General features: G+C 63.4%; 17 protein-coding genes. 8 read left to right on the forward strand and 9 right to left on the reverse strand.

The window, feature by feature from the left end:
* Nucleotides 1-96 precede the first annotated feature (96 nt).
* From AC5P8F_RS14555 to AC5P8F_RS14565, 3 genes are all read right to left on the reverse strand, one after another.
* On the reverse strand, nt 97-1,029 hold the full coding sequence (locus AC5P8F_RS14555; protein WP_495228445.1) for an MBL fold metallo-hydrolase: 933 nt from the start codon (nt 1,027-1,029) through the stop codon (nt 97-99).
* A 204-nt stretch (nt 1,030-1,233) separates the two neighbouring features.
* The gene (locus AC5P8F_RS14560) at nt 1,234-1,530 is read right to left on the reverse strand and encodes a hypothetical protein (RefSeq protein WP_032956243.1); all 297 of its coding nucleotides are present in this window, start codon (nt 1,528-1,530) and stop codon (nt 1,234-1,236) included.
* 172 nt (nt 1,531-1,702) lie between these two features.
* A complete protein-coding gene (locus AC5P8F_RS14565; protein WP_032956245.1) occupies nt 1,703-2,998 on the reverse strand; it encodes a tryptophan--tRNA ligase in 1,296 nt (431 codons plus the stop codon).
* Between the two features lie 108 nt (nt 2,999-3,106).
* Between AC5P8F_RS14565 and AC5P8F_RS14570 the strand changes: the two genes are divergently transcribed.
* Nucleotides 3,107-3,913, forward strand: coding sequence for a hypothetical protein (locus AC5P8F_RS14570; protein ID WP_142235561.1), 807 nt, complete (start codon nt 3,107-3,109; stop codon nt 3,911-3,913).
* 73 nt (nt 3,914-3,986) lie between these two features.
* Here the strand turns inward: AC5P8F_RS14570 and AC5P8F_RS14575 are convergent, their stop codons facing one another.
* The 3 genes from AC5P8F_RS14575 to rocF form a co-directional block, all read right to left on the reverse strand.
* Nucleotides 3,987-4,208: a CsbD family protein gene (locus AC5P8F_RS14575; protein ID WP_004153772.1), complete on the reverse strand. Its 222-nt coding sequence runs from the start codon at nt 4,206-4,208 to the stop codon at nt 3,987-3,989.
* Nucleotides 4,209-4,410: 202 nt separating this feature from the next.
* The gene (locus tag AC5P8F_RS14580) at nt 4,411-4,548 is read right to left on the reverse strand and encodes an entericidin A/B family lipoprotein (RefSeq protein ID WP_014035659.1); all 138 of its coding nucleotides are present in this window, start codon (nt 4,546-4,548) and stop codon (nt 4,411-4,413) included.
* Between the two features lie 160 nt (nt 4,549-4,708).
* Nucleotides 4,709-5,629 (reverse strand): arginase, encoded by a 921-nt coding sequence (gene rocF, locus AC5P8F_RS14585; protein ID WP_053494622.1) that lies wholly within the window; start codon nt 5,627-5,629, stop codon nt 4,709-4,711.
* A gap of 274 nt (nt 5,630-5,903) precedes the next feature.
* Between rocF and AC5P8F_RS14590 the strand changes: the two genes are divergently transcribed.
* The 4 genes from AC5P8F_RS14590 to AC5P8F_RS14605 all read left to right on the forward strand — a co-directional run bounded on the left by AC5P8F_RS14590 (nt 5,904) and on the right by AC5P8F_RS14605 (nt 8,116).
* A complete protein-coding gene (locus tag AC5P8F_RS14590; protein ID WP_046428110.1) occupies nt 5,904-6,353 on the forward strand; it encodes a hypothetical protein in 450 nt (149 codons plus the stop codon).
* Nucleotides 6,354-6,532: 179 nt separating this feature from the next.
* Nucleotides 6,533-7,288, forward strand: a complete 756-nt coding sequence (locus AC5P8F_RS14595) for an SGNH/GDSL hydrolase family protein (RefSeq protein WP_111206487.1) — start codon at nt 6,533-6,535, stop codon at nt 7,286-7,288.
* Nucleotides 7,289-7,440: 152 nt separating this feature from the next.
* Complete coding sequence (locus tag AC5P8F_RS14600; RefSeq protein ID WP_229653733.1) at nt 7,441-7,680, forward strand: hypothetical protein; 240 nt, start codon at nt 7,441-7,443, stop codon at nt 7,678-7,680.
* An 88-nt stretch (nt 7,681-7,768) separates the two neighbouring features.
* Nucleotides 7,769-8,116: a hypothetical protein gene (locus AC5P8F_RS14605; RefSeq protein WP_111206489.1), complete on the forward strand. Its 348-nt coding sequence runs from the start codon at nt 7,769-7,771 to the stop codon at nt 8,114-8,116.
* A gap of 24 nt (nt 8,117-8,140) precedes the next feature.
* Here the strand turns inward: AC5P8F_RS14605 and AC5P8F_RS14610 are convergent, their stop codons facing one another.
* Complete coding sequence (locus AC5P8F_RS14610; RefSeq protein ID WP_495228448.1) at nt 8,141-8,911, reverse strand: DUF3011 domain-containing protein; 771 nt, start codon at nt 8,909-8,911, stop codon at nt 8,141-8,143.
* A 570-nt stretch (nt 8,912-9,481) separates the two neighbouring features.
* Between AC5P8F_RS14610 and AC5P8F_RS14615 the strand changes: the two genes are divergently transcribed.
* Both AC5P8F_RS14615 and AC5P8F_RS14620 read left to right on the forward strand, forming a co-directional pair.
* Nucleotides 9,482-9,889, forward strand: a complete 408-nt coding sequence (locus AC5P8F_RS14615; RefSeq protein ID WP_329768296.1) for a hypothetical protein — start codon at nt 9,482-9,484, stop codon at nt 9,887-9,889.
* On the forward strand, nt 9,889-10,299 hold the full coding sequence (locus tag AC5P8F_RS14620; RefSeq protein WP_229653732.1) for a hypothetical protein: 411 nt from the start codon (nt 9,889-9,891) through the stop codon (nt 10,297-10,299). The genes AC5P8F_RS14615 and AC5P8F_RS14620 overlap by 1 nt, the downstream gene beginning before the upstream one ends.
* A 51-nt stretch (nt 10,300-10,350) precedes the next feature.
* Here AC5P8F_RS14620 and AC5P8F_RS14625 read toward each other — a convergent pair whose 3' ends face one another.
* Nucleotides 10,351-10,653 carry an addiction module antidote protein gene (locus AC5P8F_RS14625; protein WP_111206494.1) on the reverse strand — a complete coding sequence of 101 codons (303 nt, stop codon included), beginning with the start codon at nt 10,651-10,653 and terminating at the stop codon, nt 10,351-10,353.
* Between the two features lie 147 nt (nt 10,654-10,800).
* Between AC5P8F_RS14625 and AC5P8F_RS14630 the strand changes: the two genes are divergently transcribed.
* A complete protein-coding gene (locus AC5P8F_RS14630; protein WP_495228451.1) occupies nt 10,801-11,772 on the forward strand; it encodes a type I restriction enzyme HsdR N-terminal domain-containing protein in 972 nt (323 codons plus the stop codon).
* A 105-nt stretch (nt 11,773-11,877) separates the two neighbouring features.
* Here AC5P8F_RS14630 and AC5P8F_RS14635 read toward each other — a convergent pair whose 3' ends face one another.
* On the reverse strand, nt 11,878-12,759 hold the full coding sequence (locus AC5P8F_RS14635; protein WP_111206498.1) for an AbiTii domain-containing protein: 882 nt from the start codon (nt 12,757-12,759) through the stop codon (nt 11,878-11,880).
* Nucleotides 12,760-12,794 lie beyond the last annotated feature (35 nt).

The raw sequence follows: 12,794 nt of genomic DNA on the forward strand, positions 1-12,794 counted from the left end.
GGCAGTACCACGGCTAGCTTGGAAGTCACCAGAGTGTAACGTGGTCGTGACATCACGGCGCGGCTTGGGCCCGCGTCATCCACGCAGGGCGTGGATCTACCTGCTGATGCGATCCAGCCAGCAGGCCAGGCCCTGTGCATTGAGCTCGATATCCATCGCCAGCACGGTGGTCACTGCCGCATCGTCCAGCGCACAGCCATGCAGCTGTGCACGTTCCAGATACAGCGCCTGCAACGCGGCCAACAGGCAACGATGGCGGTCCGGTCGACCGTCGCACTGGCGGCCAATGGCGGCCATCGCATCGATCTGCTCGAACAGGTCGCCGGCCAGTTTCTCCACCTGTTCCACACGACCGTAGTGGGTCAGGTACATCGCCTGCGGGCCGTAGCCCAGCATGCGCTGGATCGAGGCCTTCATCGCCTCCGGGTCGAACTGCACCGGCGAGGAGGTCGGGAAGATGAAAGCGCCCTGCGCGCTGTCCAGCTCGCGGTAGGAGATACCGAAGGTATCGCCGGTGAACCAGCTGCGGCTGCGCGCATCCCATACGCAATAGTGGTGCAGCGCGTGACCCGGCGTGTGCAGCAGCACCAGCTCGCGGCCGGCCAGATCGATGCGGTGGCCGTCTTCGGCCACCACCACGCGCGACTCCGGAATCGCCTCGATGCGGCCATAGCTGCGCGCGATCTCTTCGGCGCCATACACCGCCGTGGCACCGGCGATCAGCCGGGTCGGGTCGATCATGTGCGGCGCACCGCGCGGGTGCAGCACCGCCTTTGCGTTGGGCAGCTGCTGCATCAGCAGGCCGGCGCCGCCGGCGTGGTCCAGGTGCACGTGCGTGAGCAGCAACCAGTCCACCGCTTCCACGCCCAGGCCGGCATCCGCCAGCGCCTGCAGCATCGCCGGCACCGACAGGCCGGTGCCGCAGTCGACAAACGCGGCGCGGCCGTTTTCAACGATCAGGTAAGCCGCGTCGAAGTCCGGGCGCTGGAAGCCGGTATCGATGGTGTGGATGCTGGGGTCGGAGGTCATCGGCACGCACCTGGCAGGATCGGGAACAGACGCCCATGGTAGGCGCGCAGGCGGCCCGGGTTCGATGCGGCTTTGGTCGGAGTCCAGATTCCGTAGAGCCGAGCCCATGCTCGGCTGCCTTTCTGCCAGACATCAGCCGAGCATGGGCTCGGCTCTACAGAGGGCGCGTGCAGTCGAGCATGGCTCGACTCTACAAAGGCGGGGTTACCGGTCCAGCCAGCGCGGTCGCAGCAGCAACGCCAGCACCAGCACCGCCAGGAACGCGCCGTAGGCGTACAGCACCGCCAGCACCTGCGGCCAGATCGGGCCGGCGCCGGGTTGCACCACGCCGATGCGGTAGCCCCACAGCATCGACACAATGCTCAGCGCGAACGCCAGTACCAGGGTGGTGCCATCGAACAGGCGCCGCCGCGCGGTACGCGGCTGGCGCGGGAACAGCCAGTACAGGCTGCCCAGCAGCAGGAACCAGGGCAGGAACAGCAGCAGCGACAACCAGGCCATCGCAGACTCCATGTCATCGCGCCGGCGGCGCGCGGACATCATGCCATGGGTGCTGTGCCACGGTCGTGCCGGCGGGGGGCTTCCCTGTAGAGCCGAGCACGGGCTCGGCTCTACAGGGGCGGAGCAAAGTCGAGCATGGCTCGACTCTACAAAGGGCAGGCAGGCCCGGCGATCAGGCCGCTTCGCGCAGCACGGCCAGTGCGGCCAGCACGGCGTCCACCTCGGCGTCCAGCTTGAACAGCTCGCTCTGCAGCTGGTCGCCCTGCTCGGCCTGCTTGATCACCGCGATCAGCTGGCCGGCATCACGCGGCGAATCGAAGCCTTCGCTCTGGATCAGCAGCGTGCCGTCGCCGGCGGTCAGCTTGAAGTAGAACCGGCCGTCCTTCTCGCGGTACTGCTTGAATTGCGGCGGCGCCACGCGGGCCACGCCGGCATCTTCGCTGGCGATGTCGCCCGCCGTGGACAGGTCGCGCAGACCCACGGCGTGGCGCAGTTCTTCCAGCAGCGGTGCCGCCAACTGCTCGCGCAGCTGCTGCCCACGGCGCTTGAGCAGCGCTTCGATCTTCTCCGGCTCGGCCATCAGCGCGTTGTAGCGCTCGCGCAGCGGCGACAGTTCGCTGTCGATGCGCTCGAACAGCTGCTGCTTGGCGTCACCCCAGCTGATGCCGGCAGCGAACGCCTTGGCGAACTCTGCGGTCTGTTCCGGCGTGGCGAACGCCTGGTACATCTGGAACAGCGCCGAGCCTTCGGTGTCCTTCGGCTCACCCGGTGCGCGCGAGTCGGTCAGGATCGAGAACACCAGCTTCTTCAGCTCCTCGCGCGGCACGAACAGCGGAATGGTGTTGTGGTAGCTCTTGCTCATCTTGCGGCCATCCAGGCCGGCCAGCGTCGCCACCTGCTCATCGATCACCACGTCCGGCAGCGGGAAGTACTCCTTGCCGTACACGTGGTTGAAGCGCTGGGCGAAATCGCGCGCCATCTCGATGTGCTGGATCTGGTCACGGCCCACCGGCACCTGGTTGGCCTTGAAGATCAGGATGTCGGCGGCCATCAGCACCGGGTACATGAACAGGCCGGCGCTGACGCCTGCGTCCTCGTCCACGCCTTCCTCGCGGTTCTTGTCCACTGCCGCCTTGTAGGCGTGCGCCCGGTTGAGGATGCCCTTGCTGGCGATGGCGGTCAGGAACCACATCAGCTCGGTGGTCTCGCGGATGTCGCTCTGGCGGTAGAACCACACGTGTTCCGGGTCCAGGCCGCAGGCCAGCCAGCTGGCCGCGATCTCCAGGGTCGCGCGCTGGGTGCGCTGCGGGTCCTGCGACTTGATCAGGCTGTGCAGGTCGGCCAGGAAGAAGAAGCTCTCGATCCCCGGCGCGCGGCTGGCGGCGATGGCCGGACGGATGGCGCCAACGTAGTTGCCCAGGTGGGGCGTGCCGGAGGGGGTGATGCCGGTAAGGACTCGGGTCGTCATGACTGCGTGGGGTAACCTTCGATGAACGGGGCCAGTTTACCTTGCACGCCACCAACCCCGTCAGGGCCTGCGGCGCGTTCATTCACCCAACCCCGCTGGAGACGCCCGATGAAACGCCTGCTGCCCCTGCTGCTGATCCTGCCCCTGGCCGGCTTCCGCCCGGCGCCACCTCCGCCACCGGCCTACGAAGGCGGCCCGGTGCGCATGACCCTGGTCGACCGCGACCGTGGCACCGAACTGCGCAGCTACCCCGCCGAGGGCCAGCGCTGGGTGGCCGGCGAGCGCGGCCACCGCTACGCCGTGCGCCTGTACAACGACAGCCCGCGCCGGGTGCTGGTGGTGCTGTCGGTGGACGGCGTCAACGCCATCTCCGGCGAGGATGCCGATCCCTCGCAGACCGGCTACGTGCTCAGCCCCGGCCAGCGCGCCGACATCACCGGCTGGCGCAAGAGCCAGGACGAAGTGGCGCAGTTCGTGTTCAGCAGCCCCAGCGGCAGCTATGCCAGCCGCACCGGCCGCCCGGACAACATCGGCGTTGTGGGCGTGGCGGTGTTCGAAGAGGCACGTCGCTGGCGCCCCGAGCCGATCCTGCGCCGTGGCCTGCCGCTGCCGGCCCCGGCGGCCGAAGCGGCGGCCGATGCCAGTGCCAGTGCCAATGCCAGCCGCATCGAAGGCTACGCCAGCAAGTCGCAGGCCCCAGCGCTGGGTACCGGCCACGGTGCGCGCGAGCAGTCCTCGGTGCGCGATACCGACTTCGAGCGCGCCAGCCGCAGCCCCGCACAGGTATTGCAGCTGCGCTACGACAGCGCCCGCAACCTGCGTGCGCGCGGCATTCTGGTGGATTCGCCCTCGCGCCTGCCGCGCGAACCGCAGGCGTTCCCCAACCGCTACGTGCCGGACCCGCCGGCGCGCTGATCGTCCCGCGCAGACAACACGACGCCCGCAACCTCACGGTGCGGGCGTCGTGTTGTGGGGGAAACCGAAGCGCTTACTTGTAGTCCGGGTAGTCCTTGCTCACCGCGTCCTGGAACTCGCGCACTTCCTTCTCCGCGCGGTCCTTGGCCCAGCCATAACGTTCCTGCAGGCGGCCGGCCAGATACTCGGCATTGCCTTCGGCCACATCGAAGTCGTCGTTGGTCAGATCGCCCCACTTGGCCTGGGCCTTGCCCTTCAGCTGCGACCACTTGCCGGAAATGATGTCTTTGTTCATTGCTGGGAGTCCTTGGTTGCAACGGCGTTCTTACCGTGGCTCCAGCTTCGCGCAGCGGCTGTTGAGTACCGGTCAACCGGCAATGAAATACATGCTCACCTGCTTGAATGGTTCACTCCGCTTCGACGGCCATGCGGCAAACAGCGCGCACAAAAAAGGCCGGGAAGATTCCCGGCCTTTTCGCTTCCAATCCGCGCCGGGCTCACTTGCCCTTGGCGGCGTCCTCAACTTTTTCACCGGCCTTCTGCACGTCCTTGCCGGCACCGGCAACGGTATTGCAACCGGCCAGCAGGGCCACCGAGAACATCGACAACAGCATCAGGGCAACTACGCGCTTCATGGGCTTCTCCTTGGGTTCGCCGCTACACCGCTTCATTCGCGGATGGGGTTCTGTCGCTCGGCGGGAGGGCACACTGCCACCGCCGCCGCGTGAAGTGCAATCTGGCGGCAGCGGCGTGGAGCGGGTGTGAACGGATCGGCGATCCGTTCAGGCCAGGCCCTCAGTCGCGCATCAGGGTGGACTTGCCGAACAGGCTTTCGACCAGGTCCACGGCCAGTTCGGCGGTGGCATTCTGCTTGTCCAGCAAGGGGTTGAGCTCGACGATGTCCAGCGATCCCATGCGCCCGGTGTCGGCGATCATCTCCATCACCAGCTGCGCCTCGCGGTAGTTCACCCCACCCGGCACCGTGGTGCCCACGCCCGGCGCGATGCTCGGGTCGAGGAAGTCCACATCGAAGCTGACATGCAGGTGGGTGTTCTCATCGATGCCGGCCAGCGCCGCCTCCACCGCGCGCTTCATGCCGTTCTCATCGATGTAGCGCATGTCGTACACATCCACCTTGTGGGTCTTGATCAGGCGCTTCTCCTCCGGGTCCACCGAGCGGATGCCGATCTGGTGCATCTGCGCCGGGGTGATCGCCGGTGCGCTGCCGCCCAGGTGGGTCAGCGCCTCCGGGCCGAGGCCGCACAGGCAGGCCACCGGCATGCCGTGGATGTTGCCCGACGGGGTGACATCGCTGGTGTTGAAATCCGAGTGCGCATCCAGCCACAGCACGCGCAGGGTCTTGCCCTGCTCGCGGCACCAGCGCGAGACGGCGGTGATCGAACCGATCCCCAGGCAGTGGTCGCCGCCGAGCATGATGGGCATGCGGCCGGCCTGCAGCTCGGCGTAGCTGGCTTCCATCAGTGCATGGTTCCACGCCACCACTTCATCCAGATGGCGGTAGCCTTCCACCGGCGCGGTCCACGGGTTGCGCGGGCCATCCAGATTGCCCACGTCACGGACGTCCACACCACGTGCTTCCAGCGCCTCCGGCAGGCCCGCCACGCGCAGCGCCTCCGGCCCCAGCCGTGCACCGCGATGGCCCGCACCGACGTCGGTGGGAACGCCAATCAGGGATACGGAGATGGGATGGGCCATGGGTGCCTCCTGCGGTGGGAAAAAAGAAGCACAGTCTAGCCAGAGCTGTGTGACACCACTCGCGGCGGTGCAGCAGGGCAATACCCGGATCGCCGCGAGCACAAAGGCGCCCCCGTCAGGGATTCCAGCGCTGAGCGGTCAGGAACCCGCCCTTCCTTGATCCACTTCACACCCGAGTCGGCATCGCCTCTTACCCACGGCGGTCCTTGTGTCCACCCTGCTTCGGCACCCGGACGGTGCGGCTTCATTTCCCCAACCCTGGAGAACGACGCAAATGAAACATGCACTCAATGGATTTGCGGTACTGGCAATTGCCCTGGGCGGACTGTTTCCGGCAGCTGCCAATGCCTCCTCGCAACGCATCACGCATACGGTGACCACCGACGCGTATCCCATGCAGACTGCCAGCGCACGCCAGGTGCTCGACTGGGTGGCGCAGCGGGTAAAGCCGTCGTTCGCCCCGCAGGGCTACGGCAACGTACAGGTGGAACGGCGTGCATTCTCGGTGGGGCGCGCGTCTGCACGCGCGGATGAATCGATTCCGGGAAAGCTGCCGGAGCAGGGCATTCCCGGTGAGATCTACCGGGTGGAAAACCTGCTTCCCGACGGCTCCCTGCAGACGTGGGAATTCACCTGGGTGGAACCCTCGTCCGGCCATGGCGGCGGCTGGGATGTCACCGGGTACACCTACAAGAAGGGAAATGACCCGGTAAACCAGCAGTAGCGGGACGCTGCCCTGCCCCGCCCCAGGCACGACGCCGCGGAATCTCGGCAAATCGGCGTCAGGCGCGCGGCAAGCAGGCCCCCGAACAATCGCGAGGACCTGCTGCAGCCTGTGGCTTGACGACCGATCAGGAACGAATCGGTACCGATAGCGGCATTCGGGAGGGGTAGAATCCGTCCATGATCTTCATACTCCGACTAGCACGACTGGCCGCCGTTTCGCCCCTCCTTGTCGCCTGCTCTGCGCCCGTCACTACTGCAGATGCTGCGGCTCCGGTTGATGCGACAACGAAGCAGATCCTCATCGAGGAATATGGCGACTCCACGACCGTAGGCTACACCGCCACGCCTTCCGGAACGATCATCGCCGCGATGAATCAGCCCAACACACTGCAGCGTTTGCTGCGGACAGAGTACGGTGATCGTGTCGTTGTGAAGAACGAAGGGATTGGCGGAATTCAATCCTCAGATGCGCTGAACGGGACCGACGGAATTCACCAGTCGTGGGAGTCTGTCATGGCGAAATCCCATGCCCAGATCGTGACTCTGAACTTTGGGCTTGGCGATGCCTATCTGTTCTCCCGTCCAGAGTCTGGGAAGATCTCCGCATCACCACAGGAATACAAGCGCGTGATGGGCGAGCTGGTTCGTATTGCAAGAGAACATGGCAAAACCGTGGTGATCTACGAGCCCAATCCATCGTGCCACCCCGCCCGAGAAACAGGGATGCCGTACTACGTGATGCATCTCGATCAGTTGGGCCACGAGATGAACATACCAATAGCTTCCCAATTCTGGGCATTGCTTGCCACGCCCAATTGGCGAGAGCTGCTGTCTGACTGTACACACCCTACTCCCGAGCTCTACCAGCTGAAAGGTGAGAACGCGTACAAGGTGCTTCGACCAATCGTGAAGCAGATCATCGACGCCAGCTGACATCCTATGCAATCGGAGAATGCTGTAAGTCCCAGGTTTCAACCGAACCTGAGCGCAACCTCCGTCAAGTCCACAATGAAGATAGCGGTGGTTCGCGGCCCCATCGTTACGCCGCCGACCGGGAACGTGTTGGGGGTTACGACGACGTACAGGTGGAACGGCGCGCGTTCTCCGTAGGGCGCGCGTCTGCACGCGCGGATGAATCGATTTCGGGAAAGCTGCCGGAGCAGGGCATTACCGGTGAAATCTACCGGGTGGAAAACCTGCTTCCCGACGGCTCCCTGCAGACGTGGGAATTCACCTGGGTGGAACCCTCGTCCGGCCATGGCGGCGGCTGGGATGTCACCGGGTACACCTACAAGAAGGGAAATGACCCGGTAAACCCGCGCTGACCTCCGTCCTGGCGTGCCGCAGCGGTGCAGCAGTGAAACGGCATGGCATGATGCCGCACTGACCTGCCGCCTTTCATGGAAGATTGTGATGTCGCCCTTTATCAACACCGCCTGGCCACGCTTCTTCATCGTCGCGCTGCCCATCGCTTTTTTTGCGGTTCTGTTGAACAGCTTGATCGATGCGTCGCCGAACGGCTGGCTGATGCAGGCGGCGCTGCTGCTGACGCCATTCTCGCTTCTGCTGTTCTTGGCGTTCGGTTGGCAGCGTCTGCGCAAGGCGCACGCTGAGTATCCGATTCTGACAAGCGAACTGGACCGGATGTTGGCGGCGTTGATCGGCAACGTTAAGGTGGCCGCGGCGTGGTTCGGCCTGACCGTCATTGGTGTGTTCACCCTGATACTGGCATGGGTGCTACTGCGAACACCAGGCGGCTGACGGAGGCCCCCGCCCACGGCGAACTCAACCGCCGCGGCGACGAACCGGCGTCAGGCTCTGCACCTGGCCGTTGTTGCGCATCATGCACAAGAAGCGGCCATCGGGGTAATCGATGATCAGTTCCTGGTAGTCGCTACCCACCGGCATCCGGGTCACCAGCGTGCCCTGCGCGCCCTTGCGCAAATTGCAGGAGCCCAGCGCGGTATCACCCGCCGGCGCGCTGTACGCCACCTTGGACACATTGCGGAACACCGCCCGGCACCCGCCGTTCACCCATACCGAGTGCCGCGACAGGCCCCAGTTCTGCCCTTGTTCGCAGCGGGTGTGGCTCAGCTGGCGCACCACCTCCACGTTGCCGCGCGTATCCATCTCGCACGACACCTGCTGCTGGTCGGTGGATTCGCAGGTCACCTCGCGCGGCAGCGCCGCATCGCTGTCGTCATCGTGGCGACGGCGATCGCGATGCTCTTCCCGCGCCGGCGTTCCGCTGGCACTGACCCGGCAGATGCCATTGGCGCCGCCACGGCCGGTGTAGCTGATCTGCGGCGTGCCATCCTCGCTGCTGCTGATCGACAACGTGATGCCGCTATTGGCATCGCGTGCTTCGACGTAGCGGTCGTTGAAGCGCTTGAGCGCCGCCTCGCGGCCCTGCACGTAGACGGGGCCGCCTTCGTCGGCGTGCACATCGACACCGCCCGGGCAGCTGGCGTTGAAGAACGGCACCGCGGCCATGGCCGGGGCCACGAAAGCGGTGGACACCAGTGCGACGGTGAGCGACAGGGCATGGCGACGCATGTGCGGATCCCGAAGGGGCCCAGGTGGGCGTGTAGCCGCAGTATGCGGTGGGCGCTGCGGGCGGTCCGTGAGGAATATCAAGATCCGGGTAGCGCGCGTGGGGATTCACGCCTGGTATCGTTGCCTTGGTGCCTTACCGAGGCTGTTAAGCCAGCTTTACGTCGCACAGTGGCGCGGCCCGGATGGCCGATGATGACGGCACTGCGCGATATGTCGCTTCTGGCATTGCAATGCTCGAAACAGGCCAAACGCGATAATTCATTTTTCCTTTCAGATCACCCGATGCCATCAAAACAAACGACTGGCAGGCGGGGATTTCGCGTGCGCATGATGAATCGCCACCTGCAAAAGGTGGTCGGGACTTCCAAGCCCGTGTTGTCAACGATGTATACGCTTGCCAGCCGGCGTCGTCCTTTCAGGGGCGGCGCCGGCTGGCAATCCGTTAGCCGATCGACGGCGGGCGGTGCGTGGGGGCCTCGTGCCCGCCGATTCGTTGACCCGGTCTTGGAAGCCACGCATCGCCCGCCACCCTCTTCGGGTGGCCCCTCTGTTGCCGACGAGGACGCCCGCATGCCCAAGACCCATCACCCGTACCTGAGCGCCACCCTTGGCGAGGCCGCGCTGCGCCTGCCACCCGAACTGGCGCAGCCGTTGGAAGCCGCTTTCGCCGCTGCGAACGAAGCCCCCGCACCGATCAATCTGCCCGGCTGCCTGCAGCGCATCCAGGCCGGTGACGCCGCCGATGGACAGCCGTGGCCGGGGCCCGCCAGCACACCCGGCCAAGCCGTGGCCGCCGCTCGCCGGGACCGCGCTGCGGTGGGTCTGGTGTCGTTGTTGGAGCTATATCACGCCGCCGAACGCGTGCGCGTGGACGGGGAAGAGAAAGACGATATCGGCGACGGTGTGCGCGAGGGGCTGATGCTGGCCTGCCGGGGGCTGGCGGAGTATGTGGCGCTGCAGGTGGGTGGGGCTCAGTAATGCAGAACATTGAGATCCCCAATGCACAGGTTCACAACGTCACTGCCCAGGCTAGCGAATCAGGCAGACCCGCTGCTGGAATGAGCACACCCTATCCAAACCTGAAGCCTGTTCTCGTTGAGCTGCGGCTGGACGAAGTGGATTCGCGCGGCGGCGCTGTTGCCGAGATGATCGCCTCCACCGCGCGCCCCATGGCGCTTTCGATAAGCCCTGAACTTATGTGGTACGGCTTCGTCTTGAATGACTGCGGCATCACCCGGATCACGCCGGGAACGCTGGCACACTGCACGATCTCATTCATCAACCACGACGGTGCGAAAGAGGTATTCCCCTGTGGCACGGTGGCCGCCTTCGGAGACGGATCGTCGACAAGAGGGTTGATCCGCATCATTCGGTTTGATTTAGGCTGATCGCACCAGACTTCTTGAGGCGGCGGAAGTGGAGCGCAGTGCCTTGATGCCTCACACGGCACTGGCATGCAGGCGCACACCCAAAGCGCGGGTCACCTTCAGGATGGTGGCGAAATCAGGGCTGCGCTCGCCGGACAGTGCGCGGTAAAGACTCTCGCGCGACAGGCCCGCCGCGCGCGCAGCCTTGCTCATACCCTGAGCGCGCGCGATGTCGCCGAGCGCCTTGGCGATGAACGCGGAATCGCCGTCGCTTTCCTCGATGCAGGCGTCGAGATAGGCTGCCATTTCTTCGGGTGTCCGAAGGTGTTCGGCCACATCAAATGCTTTGAGTTCGACTTTTTTCTTAGTGGCCATGATGGAATAGCTCCAGTACTTCGGTATTGACTCGTTTCGACTACAGCCGGTTCGACGCTCACAGGGCACGTGCAATCACCACTTGGCATGCCACAAGACGGTCTCAATGTCCGCTTCCGGCCAAGAGCAGACTCTCCCAGCTATCGGATGAGCTCTCGCATCAGGTCACAAAAGGGCTATTCCATCGCCAGGGCCGGAGACCGGACCAGCAGATATCGGACCGGTTCGGCGGCTGAGGCGAGCCTGCCCAATCTGCTTGCATTGCAAGGATCCGGGCAAGAAGCCAATATGCAGAAGTCATCCGAGCAAGGAGCTGAGGACGTGCTGAAGATCCCCAAGAAGGTAATGGAAAGGTGGCCTGCGGCGGTGAAGTCTCTGGTAACAGTAGCGGTATCCCACAAGACGAGAGATGTTTCCGAAGCTGACACGGTAACTCTAGTCAAGGACATGCTCGCCGAGATCTTCGGCTATGACAAATACAACGAGCTGACTGGAGAGCAACAGATAAGGGGTACGTTCTGCGATCTTGCCGTAAAGATCGACGGCAAGATCCGCGTGCTGATCGAGGTGAAAGCTGCGGCGATCGCTCTAAACGAGACTCATCTACGCCAAGCAGTAAATTACGGCGCCCATGAGGGCATCGAGTGGATTGTGCTCACCAATGCACTTGAGTGGCGACTCTACAGGATCAAGTTTGGCCAGCCCATTGACTACGAGCTGGTTTCATCTCTGTGCATTGCCGACGTAAACCTAAAGAACGAAGAAGACCAACGCCGACTCTTCCTTCTTTGCAGAGAAGGCATCACATCAGATGCAATGGGCTTGTACCATCAGCACATCTCTGTGCTCAACAAATTCACCGTCGCCCAAGTTGTGCTCGGCGAGCCCGTTGTCTCCGTCATTCGCCGGGAGCTTCGTCGCCTTTTCCCAGAACTTAAGATTGAATCGGAGGCGATTGTTGAACTTCTCAACAATGAAATCCTGAAGCGTGAAGTGCTGGATGGAGAGAAGGTTAAGGACGCCCAACAGCGAATTCGACGAGCGGCGTCTAAGAACGCCAAGGCCCAGGCGAAGAAAGATGCTTCGTCAAGTGCCGCCCCGGCCTCAGTCGAGACATAGGACCGACCGTAGAGCCTTGCTAAGCTCCATTCAGTAGGGTGCGATCGGCTCAGCCAGGCCGATCGCGCGAGATGGAGCTCCCAGCGTTCCCCCAGCCCATAGGCCTCACCGGATTCCAATTGCTCCCATTAGGCCGACAAGCTGGGGAACATAGCTAGAAAGCACGCCACCAGCTGCTCCCTCCAGAACCGCTCGTAGCGATTTCAGAGACTCCTCCACGACTCCCCGCTTGGGAGACTCGGACTGGAGTTGAATCAGAAGCGTGTCAATGTCCACGGCTACTTGAGCCGGGACACCGTCGAATGTGGCGTGATCTTTGATCTGCTCCAAGAGGGATACAAGCTCGTCGCGCCTCTCCATCATCTGGTACGACTGCTGCCCTGCAGACAGCTGCTGAAGCTGCGAGTTGTGCATCGTGCCAATGTTGTTGGTGATGTTTGTAACATGCTGGGCAGCCCTTACATCGGTAGGGCTGAAGCTCATACCGTCACCAACTACTCCTGCGGACTCAAGATCGAGCGCCCACTGGAGAACGCGGTTTCGGACGGTGTCCAAGACACCGTGGAAAACACTTTTAGAGATAAAGAGCGAAGGCTGCATTTGCACTTCCATATGCTTCAGGAAGTAAGCCGTGACCTTTGGTGGAAAGCTGAAGCGAAGCTCGTCCTCCGCTCCTCTGAGAAGCGCCTCCACCTCTGCCACGCTGAATCCCATGGGTAGCCTACAGAACTTCTGCTCCATCTCCGCTGGCATGTTAAAAGGCAAGTAGCCATGATAGTGATTGTGTACCTGAGGGAGCCCACGCAGATCTCTATAGGCAGGCAGCTCAGCATCATCGGTGTAGCCTGAAAGCTCGGCCTTGATCCAAGCGGTGTCCTCACTGATCTTGAGCTTGGTTGACACCACCAACGCCTTTCGAAGCAGGTCACTGACGCCGGTCTTAGGGTCTAGCGCGTCGCGCTGGATTTCCTGCACCAAACTGGACATACATCTCCCAAAATTTGTCTAGTGGGCTCGTTTGC

This window comes from Stenotrophomonas sp. YJH_SMC_69, assembly GCF_059370495.1.